This window comes from Pseudomonas sputi (assembly GCF_021603585.1).
GTDB classification, from domain to species: domain Bacteria; phylum Pseudomonadota; class Gammaproteobacteria; order Pseudomonadales; family Pseudomonadaceae; genus Aquipseudomonas; species Aquipseudomonas sputi.
In genome coordinates this window covers 246,074-263,255 of sequence record NZ_BQHI01000007.1, presented here as the reverse complement: position 1 = coordinate 263,255, position 17,182 = coordinate 246,074, and the positions used below count along the sequence as shown (strand labels likewise).

The following is a 17,182-nucleotide window of genomic DNA, read 5'->3' as shown; positions in this document are numbered from 1 at the left end:
TTGAAAACCCTGGGTGCCGTGCCTGGGAAACACTCAAGCGTCCTGGAGCAATCCCGGGACAAACAGGAGTTCATGACTGATGAGTACCAAGAAACCTGCCAATGACAAAAGCCAACTGGCCGGCACCGATACCCCGGATCGCGCCAACACCAACGCCAAACTCGACAGCCTGGAGAAGTTTCGCTCCGACGCCACGGGCCAGGCTCTGCGCACTAACCAGGGCGTGAAGATCGCGGACAACCAGAACACCCTCAAGGCCGGGGCTCGCGGGCCGTCGCTGCTGGAAGACTTCATCATGCGTGAAAAGATCACGCACTTTGACCATGAGCGCATCCCCGAGCGCATTGTCCACGCCCGCGGCACCGGCGCCCACGGTTTCTTTCAGAGCTACGAGAACCATTCGACGCTGACCAAGGCCGGTTTCCTGCAGGATCCGGGGAAGAAAACCCCGGTATTCGTGCGCTTTTCCACGGTCCAGGGACCGCGCGGCTCCGGCGACACGGTGCGTGACGTACGCGGTTTTGCCGTGAAATTCTTCACCGACGAAGGCAACTTCGATCTGGTCGGCAACAACATGCCGGTATTTTTCATACAGGACGCGATCAAGTTTCCCGATTTCGTCCACGCGGTAAAACCCGAACCGCATAACGAGATCCCTACCGGCGGCTCGGCCCACGACACGTTCTGGGATTTTGTGTCGCTGGTACCGGAATCGGCGCACATGGTCATCTGGGCCATGTCCGACCGGGCCATCCCGAAAAGCCTGCGCAGCATGCAGGGCTTCGGCGTGCACACCTTCCGGCTGATCAACGCCGAGGGTAAATCGCGCTTCGTCAAATTCCACTGGCGCCCTACCGCCGGCACCTGTTCCCTGGTGTGGGATGAGGCGCAAAAGCTTGCGGGTAAGGACACCGACTACCATCGGCGCGATCTCTGGGAAGCCATCGAGATGGGTGACTACCCGGAATGGGAACTCGGCGTTCAGGTCATCGAAGAGGAAAACGAGCACGACTTCGATTTCGACATCCTCGACCCGACCAAACTGATTCCCGAGGAAATCGTCCCGATCACGCCGCTGGGCAAGATGACCCTCAACCGCAACCCGGACAATTTCTTCGCCGAGACCGAACAGGTCGCGTTCTGCCCCGGCCATATCGTGCCGGGGATCGACTTCTCGAATGACCCGCTGCTGCAAGGCCGGCTGTTTTCCTACACCGATACGCAGATCAGCCGACTGGGCGGGCCGAACTTTCATGAGCTGCCGATCAATCGCCCGGTCGCACCGTTCCACAACGGCCAGCGCGATGCCCAGCACCGTACGGTGATCGACAAGGGCCGCGCCTCTTACGAACCGAACTCCATCGATGGCGGCTGGCCGAAAGAAACGCCGCCGGCCGCTCAGGACGGCGGGTTCGAGAGTTATCCGGAGCGCATCGACGCCCACAAGATCCGCCAGCGCAGCGAGTCGTTCAGCGATCACTTCTCCCAGGCGCGGCTGTTCTTCAACAGCATGAGCCCGCACGAGAAAGAGCACATCATCGCAGCCTACAGTTTCGAACTGGGCAAGGTTGAGCGTGAGTTCATCCGGGCGCGGCAAGTCAACGAGATTCTCGCCAACATTGATCTGGAACTGGCCAAACGTGTGGCGGCCAACCTGGGTCTGCCCGCCCCAACCAAAAGTACTGTCGACGTGCCGAAAACCTCACTTGATCGCTCGCCAGCACTGAGTCAGGCCAACCTGTTGCCGGAAAACATCAAGACCCGAAAAGTCGCGATCCTTGCGGCAAACGGTGTCGATGGTGCGGCGATTGAGGCGATGAAGCAGGCGCTGGCGGCAGGGGGTGCGCACGCTAAACTGCTCGGTCCGACTTCGGCGCCAGTGAAGACCGCCGATGGCAAAACCCTCGCGGTGGATGCGTCGATGGAAGGTTTGCCTTCGATTGCGTTCGATGCGGTGTTCGTGCCGGGTGGCGCGGCGTCGGTCAAGGCATTGAGCGGTGACGGCGTGGCGTTGCATTACCTGCTGGAGGCGTACAAGCACCTGAAGGCGATTGCGCTGCATGGCGAGGCCAAACAGTTGCTGGGCGTGTTGAAGCTGGAGACGGATGCGGGGTTGCTGGAGGGCAAGGATGTTGGCGCGCTGACCAAGCCATTCTTTGCGGCAATCGGGCAGCACCGGGTTTGGGCGCGTGAGCCTAAGGTGAAAGCCATTCCGGCTTAAAAGATTGGGCGCCTGGTAGTAAATCATCGCGGGCAAGCCCGCCCCTACAGGATTACGCTGCACCTGTGGGGGCGGGCTTGCCCGTGATGCTTTTTAAGGTTTGCGCGGGCTCAGAACCATCTGCGCCGGCACAGTGCGCAAAATCTGTTTCTCGATCTTCAGATCGAAATCCGGATCAAGCTTCTTAACCCGCTTGGTGATCAACGTCGCCAGCCATGGGTAATCATTGGCGCGCGGGGCCTGAATGCTCACCGCACAATCGTAATTCACCACATCGGCGGCGATCGCATCCAGTTGGCGGCGAAGTTGGCGGCTATCAGTGATGTTCAACGCAACCGTGGTGCTTTCGGCGGTCGGATCGATCACCTTGGCTTTCGGCTTGGCTTCAGCGGCCTGGAGCGCCGCTTCGGCTTTCTCCAGTTCAGCCTTGCGCGCTTCGGTGATCGCGCCATTGACGCCACCGGTCAGCGCCGGGGCCTTGGGCATCAGCACGCGGGCACGGGCCAGCGCGGTCGCGGCCGCATTGACATCGCCCTTCTGCAGGACGATCTGGCTGCGGCGCAGATAGGCTTCGGCCAACTGGCGCTGGTATTGCTCAAGGGATTGATCGTTGGGTGTCTCGGCCTGCAAGGCTGCCAATTGGTCTTCGGCAGTGGCCAGTTCGCTGCTGGCCAGGCTTTGCTCCAGCTGTGCGATGGCCGTGGCCCGCGCATCGGGAACTTCGGCCACCGGCGGCGTGCTTTGGCAGGCGCCCAGCAGCACTGAAAAGGCCACAAGGAGCAGATAACGGGAGGCGAACGGCTTCATTCCTGCGACTCTCTATTTGCGCAAAAAACGAGCAAGTCTACACCCCTCGACGGGGCAGAACAAAACTCAGCAGAAACAGTGCGGCGGCCGTCACAACGATTGACGGGCCGGCCGGGGTGTCCTTGAACCAGGACAGCGCCAGCCCGCCACACACCGCGAGCATGCCCAGCACGCTCGCGCCCAGTGCCATCTGCTCCGGGGAACGGGCGTGACGTTGTGCCGCAGCCGCCGGAATGATCAACAGCGACGTAATCAGCAATACACCGACGATTTTCATCGCCACCGCGATCACTACGGCGATCAACAGCATCAACGCCATGCGCAATCCCGCCACGGGCAGGCCTTCGACCCTGGCCAGTTCTTCGTGCACGGTGATTGCCAGCAGCGGGCGCCACAAGGTCACCAGCAGCACCAGCACCGCCGCGCTGCCGCCGAGGATCCACGCCAGATCGGTCGGGCTGATCGCCAGCAGGTCGCCGAACAGATAGGCCATCAGGTCGATCCGCACTTCATGCATGAAGCTTAGTACCACCAGGCCGAGAGAGAGTGTACTCGGTGCAAGAATGCCCAACAGCGTGTCGGACGCCAGTGGCTGACGCTGCTGCAAGGTCACCAGCAGCACTGCCAGCAGCAGGCAGCCAACGGTAACCGCAACGGTCGGGCTGACATCCAGCAGAAAGCCCAGCGCCACGCCGAGTAGTGCGGCATGGGACAGCGTGTCGCCGAAATAGGCCATGCGCCGCCAGACCACGAACGAGCCGAGCGGCCCCGCGACCACTGCCAGCGCCAGACCTGCAAGCAGGGCGTAAAACAGAAAATCAGCCATGCTTGCAGCTATCTCCGTGAACGTGAGGTTGGCCTGTCACAGGCCCTTTGACCACCGAACCGTGCAGGTCGTGGGCGTGGTCGTGATGGTGGTGATAGATCGCCAGGCTCGGCGCGTTGTTGCCGAACAATTCGACAAAGGCCGGATCGCCGCTGACCTGCTCGGGATGCCCGGAGCAGCAGACGTGACGGTTGAGGCACACCACCTGATCGGTGGTACTCATGACCAGATGCAGATCGTGGGACACCATCAACACGCCGCAGCCGTGACGGTCGCGCAGCCGGGTGATCAGGCTGTACAGCTCGGCTTGCCCGGCGACGTCGACGCCCTGCACCGGCTCGTCGAGCACCAGCAGTTCCGGCTCGCGAAGCAGTGCCCGAGCCAGCAGCACGCGCTGCATTTCACCGCCGGAAACGCTTTGCACCGGGCTGTCGATGACGTGCTCGGCGCCGACTTCCTTGAGTGCCGCCAGCGCACGTGGGCGATCGACGCCCGGCACCAGCCGCAGGAAGCGCAGCACCGACAGCGGCAAGGTGGGATCGACGTGAAGCTTTTGCGGCATGTAGCCGACGCGCAGTTTCGGCTTGCGCCAGACGCTGCCGCTGTCGGGTTTCAACAGCCCGAGCACGGCGCGCACCAGGGTGGTCTTGCCGGCGCCGTTGGGGCCGATCAGGGTGACGATCTGCCCCGGCTCGACGCTCAGGTGAATGTTGTCCAGCACGTTCTGCCCGGCAAACCGGACCGCCACCTGCTCCAGACGGATCAGCGCATCGCTCATCAAGCCCCCCGGCAACCGGAGCAGAGACCGACCACTTCGACGGTCTGGGCCTCGACGATGAAGCCGACGTCCCTGGCGCTGTGGACAATGGCGTCGCTGATGGTTTTTTGCTCAAGTTCGATGGCCGCATGGCATTCGCGGCAGATCAGGAACTGGCCCTGGTGCGAATGTTTCGGGTGAACGCAGCCGACGAAGGCGTTCAGCGAAGAGATGCGGTGCACCAGACCGTTTTCCAGCAGAAAATCCAGCGCCCGGTACACGGTCGGGGGCGCCGCGCGGCGCCCGTCCTGCTCGCTGAGCACGGCCAGAATGTCGTAGGCGCCCAGCGGCTTGTGGCTCTGCCAGACCAGTTCCAGCACCCGCCGGCGCAACGCGGTCAGGCGCAGGCCTTTCTGTGCACACAGGGCATCGGCCTCGGACAGCGCGCTGTGAACGCAGTGCGAGTGGTCGTGGGGACGGCTGGCGATCGGTGTAATAGGCATGAGCGGCGACGAGTTTGGTTAGAGACGTTATTATGTTACCCGTTCTCGCCTCATTGAGTGGTCATCGTGTCCCGACTTTTTTCTGTTTTTGTCGTATTCATCACCGGTTTTCTGCTGATCGGTCCGGCTCAGGCCGAAGTCAGAGTCCTCACCAGCATCAAGCCCCTGCAACTGATCGCCGCTGCGGTACAGGACGGCGTGGCAATTCCGGAAGTACTGCTGCCGCCAGGCGCTTCGCCGCATAACTACGCGCTGCGCCCGTCTGACGTGCGCAAGGTGCAATCGGTGGACCTGCTGTACTGGATCGGCCCGGACATGGAAGGTTTCCTGCCTCGCGTGCTGAACGGTCGTACGCTGCCGAGCGTTGCGGTACAGGACCTGCCGGGCATGCAGCTGCGCCGTTTCGCTGCGGACAGCCACTCCCACGCAGAAGAGGCCGACGAACATGATCACGATCATCGCCCGGGCAGTCTCGATGCGCATTTGTGGCTATCGCCAGTGAACGCGCGAGTTATTGCCGGCAAAATGGCCGCAGATCTGAGCGCTGCAGACCCGGCCAACGCCGAGCGCTATCAGAGCAACGCCAAGGCGTTCGATGAGCGTCTGGATGCGCTGGATCAACGCTTGAAGAAACGTCTGGCCGGTATTGAAGGCAAACCCTACTTCGTCTTCCACGAAGCCTTCGATTATTTCGAAGAGGCCTACGGCTTGAAACACGCCGGTGTGTTCAGCGTCGCGGCGGAAGTACAGCCGGGCGCCCAGCATGTGGCGGCGATGCGTACGCGTTTACAGGAAGTCGGCAAGACCTGCGTGTTCAGTGAGCCACCGCTGCGTCCACGTCTGGCCGAGACCCTGGTGGCAGGCCTGCCGGTGAAACTGGCGGAACTGGATGCGTTGGGCGGGTACACGCCAGCGACGGCTCAGGGTTATGAGCAAGTGCTGGAAAAGCTGGGGAATGATCTGGCGGGATGCCTGGAATCGCTCTGATACAAAAAACCGCAGCCTGCACAAGGCTGCGGTTTTTTCTTTTACAGGGCGAAAGGTAGTGGTGTGCTGACCTGCTGACGCTGCGCCAGCCGTTGCTCGAACTCTTTCGGATCGTGAATCAGCACGTCCTGCCCGGCGAACGATTCCGCTGCAATCAACCGCGACAGCCAGAACCGCACGCACGCCACTCGCAGCATGGTCGACCACAGTTCAGCCTCGGCCGCCGTGAACGGACGCAGTGCCGCGTAAGCACCAAGAAACGCACGCGCACGTGGGCCGTCGATCATTCCGTCATCGTCCGAACACCAGTCGTTCAGGGCAATTGCCACGTCATAGAGCATCGGGCCGGAGCAGGCGTTGTAGAAGTCGATCAATCCGGTCAGGTGCGTGCCTTCGAACATCGCGTTGTCGCGGAACAGGTCGGCATGGATGTTTGCCCGAGGCAGCGCGAGAATTTTCTCTTTCTGTTGAGTGATTTCATCCAGAGACTTTTGCAGCAGCGCGCGCGGTTTGTCGCTCAGGTGCGAAAGAAACTGCGTGCCCTCTTCCAGCATCCAGTCCAGGCCACGATCAGTCTTGCGCTTGATCATGTTGTCGCCCTGGGTTGCCAGGTGCAGATGGGCCTGCAAGTCACCGACCTGGGCGCAATGCTGGGCGTTGGCCTGCTTGATGTGCTTGCCGGACAGACGCGGTTGCAGCAGCGCCGGTTTGCCTTTCAGCTCGCGCAGGGCCACGCCGTCGGTGGTGCGCAGCGCGTAGGGCACTGGCAGATCGGCCTCGTGCAGCACGTCGAGCAGGTCGATGAAGAACGGCATTTCCTGCACCGGGCCGCGCTCGACCAGGGTCAGGACGAACTCGCCCTTTTCCATGCTGATAAAGAAGTTGGTGTTTTCGCTGCCGGCGGCGATCCCCTGGAAATCGAGCAGACGGCCGAGCCCGTAAGGGGCGAGAAAGGTTTCCAGCTCGGGCCGAGCCAGGGGGGTGAACACAGACATGGTTAAAAACTGCTCAGTTCTGGCGCCGCTATCAAACGGCGCCGATTAAAAGTCAGGAAATTCACTTCCAGGTAAAGATTTCCCACGACGGAATCAGCATATCCGGCTGATCGGATCGAATGTAGTTCGCGTCCGTACCATCGGCGCGCACCAGAAAATAGGGTTTGCCGCCCTTCGGTGTGACCTTGATCGCATACACGAATCCACTCCGGCTGTATTCCTGAATGACCTTGTCACCTTCCGTGTGCGTGCTAATGGTAACTTCCGGCTCCGCCGATGGCGCATCATCCGCCGCGATCGCGGCCAGCGGTGAGACAGCAATCAGACTGACCAGCAGCAAGCGATTTAACGTACGCATGATAACCTTGTCCCTTTGTCGTCAACGGTCCCGCTATTCTAGCGCCGGGCCCGCCGAAAAGGTTGATTCTGCTCATGAGCCAAGCCCCCCTCGTCCTGGTGGACGGTTCGTCTTACCTGTACCGCGCCTTTCACGCGCTGCCACCGCTGACCACCTCCAAAGGCCTGCCGACCGGTGCGGTCAAAGGCGTGCTGAACATGCTCAAGAGCCTGCGCAAGCAGTATCCGGACAGCCCGTTCGCCGTGGTGTTCGACGCCAAGGGTGGGACATTTCGCGATGAGATGTACGCCGAATACAAGGCCAACCGCCCAAGCATGCCCGACGACATGCGCGTGCAGATCGAACCGCTGCACCAGAGCGTGATCGCCCTCGGCTTCCCGCTGCTGTGTGTCGAGGGCGTCGAGGCCGACGACGTGATCGGCACCCTGGCCCGCAGCAGTGCGGCCGCCGATCGCCCGGTGATCATCTCCACCGGCGACAAGGACATGGCGCAACTGGTCGACGGCCACATTACCTTGGTCAACACCATGTCCGGTAGTTCGATGGACGTGGAGGGCGTGAAGGAGAAATTCGGCGTCGCTCCGGAACAGATCATCGATTATCTGGCCCTGATGGGCGATTCTTCCGACAACATCCCCGGCGTTCCCGGCATCGGCCCGAAAACCGCGTCCGGCCTGCTGGTGGGCGTCAACGGTGGTCTGACCGAGCTTTATGCACAGCTCGACGTCGTGCCGACCCTGCCGATTCGTGGCGCCAAGACCCTGCCGGCCAAGCTCGAAGAGCACAAGGAGATGGCCTTCCTCTCCTATCAACTGGCGACCATCAAGGTCGACGTACCGCTGGACATCGGTCTCGACGACCTGCAAATGGGCCCGGAAGACCCGGCCAAACTTTACGAGCTGTACACCCTGCTGGAATTCAAGAGCTGGCTGAATGACCTGGATCGCGATGCCAAGCGCCAGGAACTGAGCGCTGCCGCCGAGCCTGCGCCGGCCGGCGATCTGTTCAGCGCGCCTGCGGAACAAGTGCCTGCCGCTCCGGCTGATGCCGCGTACGAAACCATCCTCGACCAGGCGCGATTCGACGTCTGGCTGGAAAAGCTGAAGAACGCCAAGCTGTTCGCCTTCGACACCGAAACCACCGGCATCGACGCGCAGCAGGCGCAACTGGTCGGGCTTTCCTTCGCGGTGCAGGCCAATGAGGCGGCCTATATCCCGCTGACCCACTCCTACATCGGCGTGCCGGAGCAGCTGAATCGCGACACCGTGCTGCGTGCGCTCAAGCCGATCCTCGAAGACCCGAACAAGCTCAAGGTCGGCCAGCACGCCAAGTTCGACATGAACATCCTGGCCAACTGCGCCATCGGTGGCGACCAGAACGAAGGCATCACCGTGCGCGGAATTGCCTTCGACACGATGCTTGAGTCCTATGTGCTCAACTCCACCGCCACCCGTCACGACATGGACAGCCTGGCGCAGAAGTACCTGGACCACACCACCGTGAGCTTCCAGGACATCGCCGGTAAAGGCGCCAAGCAGCTGACCTTCGACCAGATCGCTCTGGAACAGGCCGGGCCGTATGCCGCCGAAGATGCCGACGTGACCCTGCGCCTGCACCAGACGCTGTTCGAGAAACTCAGCGCCATCCCGAGTCTGGCCAGCGTGCTGACCGACATTGAAATTCCGCTGGTGCCGGTGCTTGCTCGCATCGAGCGCCAGGGCGCGTTCGTCGACGCTGAACTGCTCGGCATTCAGAGCATTGAGCTGGGCAACAAGATGGTCGCGCTGGAGCGTGAAGCCTTCGAGATTGCCGGTGAAGAATTCAACCTAGGCTCGCCGAAGCAACTGGGCGTGATCCTCTACGAAAAGCTCGGCCTGCCGGTGCTGAAGAAAACCGCCAAGGGCCAGCCGTCCACCGCCGAGGAAGTGCTGGCGAAACTGGCCGAAGACGACCACCGCTTGCCGAAAGTGCTGATGGAACACCGTTCCATGAGCAAGCTGAAGAGCACCTACACCGATCGCCTGCCGGAGCAGATCAACCCGCGTACCGGGCGTATTCACACTTCTTACCATCAGGCCGTTGCGTCGACCGGTCGTTTGTCGTCAAGCGATCCGAACCTGCAGAACATCCCGGTGCGCACTGCCGAAGGCCGGCGCATCCGTCAGGCTTTTGTCGCACCGAAAGGCTACAAACTGCTGGCGGCGGACTACTCACAGATCGAACTGCGGATCATGGCCCACCTGTCCCGCGACGAAGGCTTGATGAACGCCTTCCGCAACAACCTGGACGTGCACACCGCCACCGCCGCCGAAGTGTTCAAGGTCGAACTGAACGAAGTGACGTCCGATCAGCGCCGTGGCGCCAAGGCGATCAACTTCGGTCTGATCTACGGCATGGGCGCACAGAAGCTGGGCAAGGACATCGGCGTCGACACCAAGACTGCCAAGGCCTACATCGACACCTACTTCGCGCGCTACCCCGGTGTTCGCGATTACATGGATCGCACCCGCGCCCAGGCAGCGGATCAAGGCTATGTGGAAACGATCTTCGGTCGTCGCCTGTATCTGCCGGATATCAACTCCAACAAGCCGCAGGAACGCGCCGCCGCCGAACGCACGGCGATCAACGCGCCGATGCAGGGCACCGCAGCGGACATCATCAAGAAAGCCATGGTGGCAGTGGATAACTGGCTGAGCGCTTCCGGGCTGGACGCCAGGGTCATCCTGCAGGTACACGACGAATTGGTGCTGGAGGTTCGCGAGGATCTGGTCGATCAGGTTCGCGAAGAGATTCGCGTGCATATGAGCGAAGCGGCGAAACTGGACGTGCCGTTGCTGGTTGAAGTGGGGGTTGGCAACAACTGGGACGAGGCGCACTGAGGCCTCTGGAACGGGGTTTTGCCGCGGCACAACGTCGCGGCAAAGGCATCGGAAAGCGCTTAGGTCTGATCGTTCTCGAGCTTATTCCAAAGTTTTTTGAAAAGAATCTGAACTAATCTTGCGCCAGAGCACTCAGAGATACTGAATGGCTGGTGAAGCCCTTCGATGCTCCTATGTTGTGTTAAGTGTTGGCAGATATCTGAACCCCGCCCTAGCGGTTCGGAACTTGAACCCCGGAACTTCTCCCTCCCCATATGAAGTCCGGGGCTTTTTTTGCCTCAAAACTGCCTGTGGCGCAGCCATGCAGCACCACAGACAGTTTTGAAATCCCCTTATTCTGCCTCGGTCGCCGCTTCGGCGCCTTTGTCCGCCAGTTCCATCCAGCCCGCCAACACAGTGTAGGCCTCTTCCAGGCCCATGCGTTTTGGGGCGGAGAACAGCTGGATCGTCACTTGATCGCCCCACCCTTTACGGATTTCCGACTGCACCTTGAGCAGCGTGTTCTTGGCTGCGCCGTAGGTCAGCTTGTCGGCTTTGGTCAGCAGGATGTGCATCGGCATGCCGGCCGCAACGGCCCAATCGAGCATCAGCAGGTCGAAGTCGGTCATTGGATGACGGATGTCCATCATCAGAATCAAACCCTTCAAACTCTCGCGGCCGCCGAGATAAGCCTCGAGGTGACGCTGCCAGTGTTGCTTGAGCGGGATCGGTACTTTTGCATAACCGTAGCCCGGAAGGTCGACCAGACGCCGTTCATCGTCTAGCTTGAAGAAGTTCAACAGCTGTGTGCGACCCGGGGTTTTCGAGGTGCGCGCCAGGCTGGCGTGAGTCAGAGTATTCAACGCGCTGGATTTACCGGCGTTGGAGCGACCGGCGAACGCCACTTCGAAGCCTTCGTCGTCGGGGCACTGATCGACCTTGGCGGCACTGAGCATGAACGTGGACTGTTGGCACAGGCCGAGGATGGGATTCTTGAGTTGCATGGGATTTCCGATGTGGGCGGCGCCGGGATTAGGCGCGGAACGCGGTGTCGCTTCCGTTTCAGTGGCGCCAGTATATAATGCCGCAGATTTTGTGTGTGCTTTGTCCCAGCGAAGGATGAAGTTCACGAGAGCGACAGACCTTGATTGCGCATTAGAACGCAGAACGCTCTCAACCCTGAAAAGGTCGTTTTATGACGAAATGGCTGCTGGCTGCCGGAGTCTTGATGCCGCTTTACAGCGCACAGGCTACACAGGATCCGGAAGCCGTGTACAACCGTGTTTGTGGAGCCTGTCATTCCGGCCAACTCCCCATGGCGCCCAGAAGAGGCGATCAGGCAGCTTGGACGCCGAGGTTGGCGAAAGGTATGGAGACGCTGGTGCAACACGTGACCCAGGGTTTCAAGGCGATGCCGCCGCGTGGTTTGTGCATGGACTGCAGTGCCGAGGATTACCAGGCCCTCATCCTCTGGATGAGCGAGAGTAAGCCCGGTCCATAACTCTTAACCCTTAGCCGTAGTTGGATTAGCTGATGAACAAACTGATCGTGAGTCTGCTGTTGACCGTGGGAATCTCAGGCTTCGCCCATGCCGCCGGTGATGCAGCCGCAGGCCAGGCAAAAGCCGCCGTATGCGGCGCCTGCCATGGCCCGGATGGCAACAGCATGGCGCCAAACTTTCCAAAACTGGCCGGACAGGGTGAACGCTACCTGACCAAGCAGCTCCACGACATCAAGTCGGGCAAGCGCACCGTTCTGGAAATGACCGGCCTGCTGACCAACCTGAGCGATCAGGACATGGCCGATATCGCCGCCTACTTCGCCAGCCAGAAAGGTAGCGTTGGCGCAGCCGATCCGAAGATCGTCGCTCGCGGTGAGGCCCTGTTCCGCGGCGGCAACCTCGAGAAAGGCCTGCCAGCCTGCACCGGTTGCCACTCGCCGAACGGCGCCGGCAACGCAGCCGCCGGCTTCCCGCACCTGGGTGGCCAACACGCTCAATACATCGCCAAACAGCTGACCGATTTCCGCAAGGAAGAAGCCGGCCGTAACAACGACGGCGACGCGATGACCATGCGCACCATCGCCCGTAAGCTGAGCGACGAAGACATTGCGGCAGTCTCCAGCTACATTCAGGGCCTGCACTAAGACGCGCGATCCGAGCGTTGCGTGCGATGGCCAGCGCCTGCCACGTTAACGCTCGATTAATCCGTCGCAGCAAGTATAAAAAGGGTGGCTTTGGCCGCCCTTTTTTGTGGCCGCTGCCGTTACACTACAGAACTCATGCCCGCCAGGATCTGTCTGAAAACAGGTCGCGCGAGGCGACCAAAATTGTCCAGGAGTAAAGCATGCGTAATCTGATCATCAGCGCCGCCCTCGTCGCTGCCAGCCTGTTCGGCGTGACCGCCCAGGCCGCCGAAGCCCCTGCTGCCCCTTACGTCGAACTGAGCAACCCGGTACCGGTCGCCGTGCCTGGCAAGATCGAAGTGGTCGAGCTGTTCTGGTATGGCTGCCCGCACTGCTACGCGTTCGAGCCGGTGATCAATCCATGGGTTGAAAAACTGCCGTCCGACGTCAACTTCGTGCGCATTCCTGCGATGTTCGGTGGCCCATGGGACGCTCACGGCCAGCTGTTCCTGACCCTGGAAGCCATGGGCGTCGAGCACAACGTGCACGCAGCCGTTTTCAACGCAATCCAGAAAGAACACAAGAAACTCACCGACAAGAACGACATGGCTGACTTCCTCGCCACCCAAGGCGTGGACAAGGAGAAATTCCTGGCGACCTTCGATTCGTTCGCGATCAAAGGGCAGATCGTGAAAGCCCGCGAGCTGGCCAAGAAATATGAAATCTCCGGCGTTCCCACCATGATCGTCAACGGTAAGTACCGCTTCGACATCGGCTCCGCCGGCGGCGCCGAACAGGCACTGAAGCTGGCTGACCAACTGGTGGCCAAAGAGCGAGCGGCCAACAAGGCAGCTGCCAACTAAGCGCGGCAATCGCCATGCGCCGCTGGGGGTCCGAACGCGTCGTCGGCCTGCATGATCCGCAGGTCAACGAACATCACCTGGAATCGACGGGCCTGCCCGCAGACAGCCGTCTGCGCTTGCTCAGCTTCAATATTCAGGTCGGCATCAGCACTGAGCGCTATCGGCACTATCTCACCCGCAGCTGGCAGCATCTGCTGCCGCACCCCGGGCGCTCCACCAATCTGCAAAAGATCGGCAATCTGCTCGGCGACTTCGATCTGGTCGCCCTGCAGGAAGCCGATGGCGGCAGCCTGCGTTCAGGCTACGTCAATCAAGTCGAACACCTGGCTCACCTCGGTGCCTTCCCCTACTGGTATCAACAGCTCAATCGCAACCTTGGCCGACTGGCCCAGCACAGCAATGGCGTGCTCAGTCGCCTGCGGCCGTGGGCGATCGAGGACCACCCACTGCCGGGTCCGAAAGGGCGCGGTGCAATTCTGGTGCGTTTTGGCGAAGGCCCGGAAGCGCTGGTGGTGGTGATGATGCATCTGGCGCTCGGCGCTCGCGTGCGCAGCATGCAACTGGCCTACATCCGCGAGCTGATCGGCGGCTACAAGCATCAGGTGCTGATGGGCGACATGAACACCCACGCCAGCGATCTTCTGCAACACTCGCCGTTGCGTGACCTCGGTCTGCTGGCCCCGCAACTCGAAGCGACATTCCCCAGCTGGCGCCCCCAACGCTGCCTGGACCATATTCTGCTCAGCCCGACCCTGACCCTGGAAAAGGTCGAAGTGCTGGCACAGCCGATTTCCGATCACCTGCCGGTCGCGGTAGAGATTCGTCTGCCGGGTTCGCTCACGGCCGATGCATTGCCCGCGTTGAGCACTGCCCTTCGCGGAACCCCTGAATGAGCGACGAAGCCCAACGCTGGAAAGAGAAATACCTCAAAAGCATCGAACAACAGGAAAAGCTCGAACGTCGATGGGACGCCCGGCTCGACCTGCTGCGCCGCGGCCTGGTGCGCAGCACCCTGGCAGCGGAAGGCACCGACCGCGTGGTCGATCAGTGCATGAAAGAGATGCGCGACGTGGTGCGCACCGATGACATGGACGCCGGCCTCGCCGCCCTGCTGCCACGCCTGGAAAAAGCCGTGCTCGATTCCGAGCAGCGCCGGGAAACCCGGATCGAACAGGTCAGCACCGCACTGACGGCGCTGGTCACTCAGTTGCAATCCCTGCCCCTGCCTCGCGATGTGGCTCAGCCGCTGAAGAAATTTGCCAAGCAACTGGACGGCCGGGTGAGTCAGGCCAGAGAGATGCCGCTGCTGCTCAGCGAACTCAGCGGCCTGCAGGGCAAGGCCTTGAGCCAGCTGGCAACGCCGGCGGAACCGGGACGCCCGGGCTTGTTGCAGCGTCTGTTCGGCAGTCGCGACAGCGAGGAAACGCCTGCTCCAGTGGCTCAGGCCGCTGCGGTCGCACCACCAGTGCAGCCAGAGCAAGCGCCCGTCACACATGAAGCTGCACCAGCGCCGCAAGCGCCTGTTACAAGCGCCGAACCGGTTGCCACTGCGAGCATAAGCCAAGCGCCGATCGCCGCCCCCGCGGCCGAACCATCCAACGCTCCAGAGCCAATCCCTGAGGACCATGCGGAGCCGGAGGTGGTCGCATTTGAGCCGGCCAGAATCCTCACCGAAGCACCCACCGCCCCCAGCGAACCAGAACCCGTCGAGCCGGAACCAGAGCACCAAGCCTTCACGCCCCCTCCGGTTTTCGCGCCGGCAGTGCACACGACCATCAACCCCGACGAGTTGATCCACCCCGGCGATAACCCGCCGCCCGCGATCCTCGACAGCCTGCCTCTGCCCGAGCCCATCGCCCAGGCATTGGCCGCCATCGATCCGGAGCAATCCGAGCACGACATTCTCTACGCCCTGCCGGATTCGCCGGAGCCGTCCTACAGCTCGGTCGCCAAACACATCGAAGACACGCTGATCGGATTGCTGGATGACCTGACCCTGCCGGAGCGCCATCGCCCGCAAGCCGAGGCCATGCGCGATCGCTTGAAAAACGGCCTGAACTGGTACGAATTGCTGCCGATCCTCGACGATCTGGCGACCTTGATGCTGGCCATCACCGACAGCGGCCAGCACGAATTCGAAGCCTACCTGCAGCAACTCAACGAGCGCCTCGAAGCGTTCCAGAGCAACTTGCAGGCCGCCAGCGAAGGCCACGCCGACAACAGTTCTGCGGCGCGAGCGATGGACACGCAGATCCGCGAACAGGTCGACGGCCTGCAAAACAGCGTGCAGGAAGCGGCCGATCTGGATGATTTGAAGCAGGTCCTGGAAAACCACCTCGAAGGCCTGCTCGGTACCATGGACCAGCACCGGAAACAGCGCGACGCCCGGGAACAGGAAGTCGCCGCACGCCTGAAAAGCCTGGCCGAGCGCGTCGCGCACATGGAGCAGGAAGCGCAGGGTTATCGCGAACACCTCGAAGAACAACGCCAGAAAGCCCTGATCGATCCGCTCACCGGTCTGCCCAACCGCGCCGCCTGGAGCGAACGACTCGAACATGAAATCGCCCAATGGCAGCAGCACGGCAACACCCTGAGCCTGGCCATGCTCGACCTTGATCACTTCAAGCGGATCAACGACAACTACGGCCACCTGGCCGGTGACAAAGTGTTGAAGATCATCGCCACCGTGCTGCGCAAACGCATGCGTGGCAATGATTTCATTGCCCGTTTCGGCGGTGAAGAGTTTGTCCTGCTGCTGCCAGCAACTCCGCCGGCCGTCGGCGCCAAGCTTCTGGAAACCCTGCGTGCCGCCATCGAAGCCTGCCCGTTTCACTTCAAGGGCGAGCGCGTCACGATCACGGTTTCCATGGGACTGGCAGCGTTCCGGCCAGGAGAACACAGCGATCTGGTGCTCAAAAGAGCCGATCAGGCGCTTTACCGGGCGAAAAACGCAGGGCGTAACCGGGTGGAGCTGGGCTGAGGCAATTGTTCCATATTGTTTAAATCAGTCCTTTGAGCATCGAAGCGCAAGGCGATACGTTACACTGTTGCATTATCGTCTTGCGTGTACTGCCCTCTGCTATGAAATTTTTTACCCTCCTCGCGTCGCTGATCCTCTTGGCCGGTTGTGCCAACGGTCCGCGTTTTGACACCAGCCATCCTTCGGTCAATCACGACAGTCGCGTGCAGTTTGTGATCGTGCACTACACCTCCGCCTCGCTGGAACGCTCACTGCAATTGCTGACCCACGGCGAAGTCAGCAGCCATTACCTGATCGGCGACGACAAGAACGCCACCATCTACAAGCTGATGGACGAAAACCTGCGTGCCTGGCATGCCGGCGAAAGCGAATGGCAAGGCCGCACCTGGCTCAACTCCAGCTCGATCGGCATCGAAATCGTCAATCCGGGCTTCAAAGACACGCCGACCGGTCGCCTCTGGTATCCCTACAGCGAAGCCCAGGTGCAATCGCTGATCGTCCTGCTCAAGGACATCAGCAAACGCCAGGGCATCAGCCCGCGCCACATCATCGGCCACAGTGACATCGCCCCGTTGCGCAAACTCGACCCGGGGCCGTTGTTCCCCTGGAAGCGCCTGGCGGCCGAAGGGCTGGGGCTCTGGCCCGACGAGCAAGCCGTGGCACGCCAGCAGGCGCAGTTCGACGTCGAGCTGCCAAGCATCACTTGGTTCCAGAGCCAACTGGCGCGTCTGGGCTACTCGACGCCACAGACCGGCGAACTGGATGTGGCGACCCGTCATGTGCTCGCGGCCTTCCAGATGCACTACCGCCCTGCGCGTTTTGACGGCACGCCGGATGCGCAAACGGCAGCGTTGCTGCTGGTACTGAATCAGACAAAATAATGACGCCCGCCCGACGGTCAGG

The 17,182-nt window shown here is 61.3% G+C and carries 16 protein-coding genes; 9 read left to right on the top strand and 7 right to left on the bottom strand.

The window, feature by feature from the left end; genetic code table 11:
- Positions 1–79 precede the first annotated feature (79 nt).
- The gene (katE, locus tag L6D81_RS13195) at positions 80–2,221 is read left to right on the top strand and encodes a catalase HPII (protein WP_236180036.1); all 2,142 of its coding nucleotides are present in this window, start codon (positions 80–82) and stop codon (positions 2,219–2,221) included.
- Positions 2,222–2,314: 93 nt separating this feature from the next.
- Here katE and L6D81_RS13190 read toward each other — a convergent pair whose 3' ends face one another.
- Genes L6D81_RS13190 through zur form a run of 4 tightly spaced genes read right to left on the bottom strand, consistent with a single transcriptional unit; the run spans position 2,315 to position 5,114 of the window.
- Positions 2,315–3,028 (bottom strand): PA5502 family lipoprotein, encoded by a 714-nt coding sequence (locus L6D81_RS13190; RefSeq protein ID WP_236180035.1) that lies wholly within the window; start codon positions 3,026–3,028, stop codon positions 2,315–2,317.
- A 37-nt stretch (positions 3,029–3,065) separates the two neighbouring features.
- Complete coding sequence (znuB, locus tag L6D81_RS13185) at positions 3,066–3,854, bottom strand: zinc ABC transporter permease subunit ZnuB (RefSeq protein ID WP_085647186.1); 789 nt, start codon at positions 3,852–3,854, stop codon at positions 3,066–3,068.
- Positions 3,847–4,632 (bottom strand): zinc ABC transporter ATP-binding protein ZnuC, encoded by a 786-nt coding sequence (gene znuC / locus L6D81_RS13180; protein WP_064379570.1) that lies wholly within the window; start codon positions 4,630–4,632, stop codon positions 3,847–3,849. Before znuC ends, znuB begins: the two co-directional genes overlap by 8 nt.
- Positions 4,632–5,114: a zinc uptake transcriptional repressor Zur gene (gene zur / locus L6D81_RS13175; RefSeq protein WP_064379572.1), complete on the bottom strand. Its 483-nt coding sequence runs from the start codon at positions 5,112–5,114 to the stop codon at positions 4,632–4,634. Before zur ends, znuC begins: the two co-directional genes overlap by 1 nt.
- Before the next feature lie 57 nt (positions 5,115–5,171).
- Here zur and L6D81_RS13170 point away from each other — a divergent pair, with 57 nt between their 5' ends.
- Positions 5,172–6,101, top strand: a complete 930-nt coding sequence (locus tag L6D81_RS13170) for a zinc ABC transporter substrate-binding protein (protein WP_236180034.1) — start codon at positions 5,172–5,174, stop codon at positions 6,099–6,101.
- A 41-nt stretch (positions 6,102–6,142) separates the two neighbouring features.
- Here L6D81_RS13170 and L6D81_RS13165 read toward each other — a convergent pair whose 3' ends face one another.
- Together L6D81_RS13165 and L6D81_RS13160 are read right to left on the bottom strand one after the other, a co-directional pair.
- Positions 6,143–7,096 (bottom strand): homoserine kinase, encoded by a 954-nt coding sequence (locus L6D81_RS13165; protein WP_236180031.1) that lies wholly within the window; start codon positions 7,094–7,096, stop codon positions 6,143–6,145.
- A gap of 61 nt (positions 7,097–7,157) precedes the next feature.
- Positions 7,158–7,454: a DUF2782 domain-containing protein gene (locus L6D81_RS13160; RefSeq protein ID WP_236180029.1), complete on the bottom strand. Its 297-nt coding sequence runs from the start codon at positions 7,452–7,454 to the stop codon at positions 7,158–7,160.
- A 74-nt stretch (positions 7,455–7,528) separates the two neighbouring features.
- Between L6D81_RS13160 and polA the strand changes: the two genes are divergently transcribed.
- Positions 7,529–10,333 carry a DNA polymerase I gene (gene polA / locus L6D81_RS13155; protein WP_236180028.1) on the top strand — a complete coding sequence of 935 codons (2,805 nt, stop codon included), beginning with the start codon at positions 7,529–7,531 and terminating at the stop codon, positions 10,331–10,333.
- Between the two features lie 332 nt (positions 10,334–10,665).
- Here the strand turns inward: polA and yihA are convergent, their stop codons facing one another.
- Positions 10,666–11,316, bottom strand: a complete 651-nt coding sequence (yihA, locus tag L6D81_RS13150; RefSeq protein ID WP_085696556.1) for a ribosome biogenesis GTP-binding protein YihA/YsxC — start codon at positions 11,314–11,316, stop codon at positions 10,666–10,668.
- Between the two features lie 191 nt (positions 11,317–11,507).
- Here yihA and L6D81_RS13145 point away from each other — a divergent pair, with 191 nt between their 5' ends.
- The 6 genes from L6D81_RS13145 to L6D81_RS13120 all read left to right on the top strand — a co-directional run bounded on the left by L6D81_RS13145 (position 11,508) and on the right by L6D81_RS13120 (position 17,160).
- On the top strand, positions 11,508–11,813 hold the full coding sequence (locus tag L6D81_RS13145) for a c-type cytochrome (RefSeq protein ID WP_236180025.1): 306 nt from the start codon (positions 11,508–11,510) through the stop codon (positions 11,811–11,813).
- 32 nt (positions 11,814–11,845) lie between these two features.
- Positions 11,846–12,457, top strand: a complete 612-nt coding sequence (locus L6D81_RS13140) for a c-type cytochrome (RefSeq protein WP_236180023.1) — start codon at positions 11,846–11,848, stop codon at positions 12,455–12,457.
- A 200-nt stretch (positions 12,458–12,657) separates the two neighbouring features.
- Positions 12,658–13,299, top strand: a complete 642-nt coding sequence (locus L6D81_RS13135) for a thiol:disulfide interchange protein DsbA/DsbL (RefSeq protein ID WP_236180021.1) — start codon at positions 12,658–12,660, stop codon at positions 13,297–13,299.
- Between the two features lie 14 nt (positions 13,300–13,313).
- Positions 13,314–14,192, top strand: coding sequence for an endonuclease/exonuclease/phosphatase family protein (locus L6D81_RS13130; RefSeq protein WP_236180019.1), 879 nt, complete (start codon positions 13,314–13,316; stop codon positions 14,190–14,192).
- On the top strand, positions 14,189–16,279 hold the full coding sequence (locus L6D81_RS13125) for a GGDEF domain-containing protein (protein ID WP_236180017.1): 2,091 nt from the start codon (positions 14,189–14,191) through the stop codon (positions 16,277–16,279). The genes L6D81_RS13130 and L6D81_RS13125 overlap by 4 nt, the downstream gene beginning before the upstream one ends.
- 101 nt (positions 16,280–16,380) lie before the next feature.
- Positions 16,381–17,160, top strand: coding sequence for an N-acetylmuramoyl-L-alanine amidase (locus L6D81_RS13120; RefSeq protein ID WP_236180015.1), 780 nt, complete (start codon positions 16,381–16,383; stop codon positions 17,158–17,160).
- Positions 17,161–17,182: the final 22 nt, after the last annotated feature.

What these genes read in the sequence shown, in the direction of transcription:
- L6D81_RS13125 (WP_236180017.1), top strand. Translation starts at nt 14,189, where the DNA reads ATGAGCGACGAAGCCCAACGCTGGAAAGAGAAATACCTCAAAAGCATC.
- L6D81_RS13140 (WP_236180023.1), top strand. Translation starts at nt 11,846, where the DNA reads ATGAACAAACTGATCGTGAGTCTGCTGTTGACCGTGGGAATCTCAGGC.
- polA (WP_236180028.1), top strand. Translation starts at nt 7,529, where the DNA reads ATGAGCCAAGCCCCCCTCGTCCTGGTGGACGGTTCGTCTTACCTGTAC.
- L6D81_RS13190 (WP_236180035.1), bottom strand. Translation starts at nt 3,028, where the DNA reads ATGAAGCCGTTCGCCTCCCGTTATCTGCTCCTTGTGGCCTTTTCAGTG.
- L6D81_RS13145 (WP_236180025.1), top strand. Translation starts at nt 11,508, where the DNA reads ATGACGAAATGGCTGCTGGCTGCCGGAGTCTTGATGCCGCTTTACAGC.
- L6D81_RS13160 (WP_236180029.1), bottom strand. Translation starts at nt 7,454, where the DNA reads ATGCGTACGTTAAATCGCTTGCTGCTGGTCAGTCTGATTGCTGTCTCA.
- zur (WP_064379572.1), bottom strand. Translation starts at nt 5,114, where the DNA reads ATGCCTATTACACCGATCGCCAGCCGTCCCCACGACCACTCGCACTGC.
- L6D81_RS13135 (WP_236180021.1), top strand. Translation starts at nt 12,658, where the DNA reads ATGCGTAATCTGATCATCAGCGCCGCCCTCGTCGCTGCCAGCCTGTTC.
- znuC (WP_064379570.1), bottom strand. Translation starts at nt 4,632, where the DNA reads ATGAGCGATGCGCTGATCCGTCTGGAGCAGGTGGCGGTCCGGTTTGCC.
- znuB (WP_085647186.1), bottom strand. Translation starts at nt 3,854, where the DNA reads ATGGCTGATTTTCTGTTTTACGCCCTGCTTGCAGGTCTGGCGCTGGCA.
- yihA (WP_085696556.1), bottom strand. Translation starts at nt 11,316, where the DNA reads ATGCAACTCAAGAATCCCATCCTCGGCCTGTGCCAACAGTCCACGTTC.
- L6D81_RS13120 (WP_236180015.1), top strand. Translation starts at nt 16,381, where the DNA reads ATGAAATTTTTTACCCTCCTCGCGTCGCTGATCCTCTTGGCCGGTTGT.
- katE (WP_236180036.1), top strand. Translation starts at nt 80, where the DNA reads ATGAGTACCAAGAAACCTGCCAATGACAAAAGCCAACTGGCCGGCACC.
- L6D81_RS13130 (WP_236180019.1), top strand. Translation starts at nt 13,314, where the DNA reads ATGCGCCGCTGGGGGTCCGAACGCGTCGTCGGCCTGCATGATCCGCAG.
- L6D81_RS13165 (WP_236180031.1), bottom strand. Translation starts at nt 7,096, where the DNA reads ATGTCTGTGTTCACCCCCCTGGCTCGGCCCGAGCTGGAAACCTTTCTC.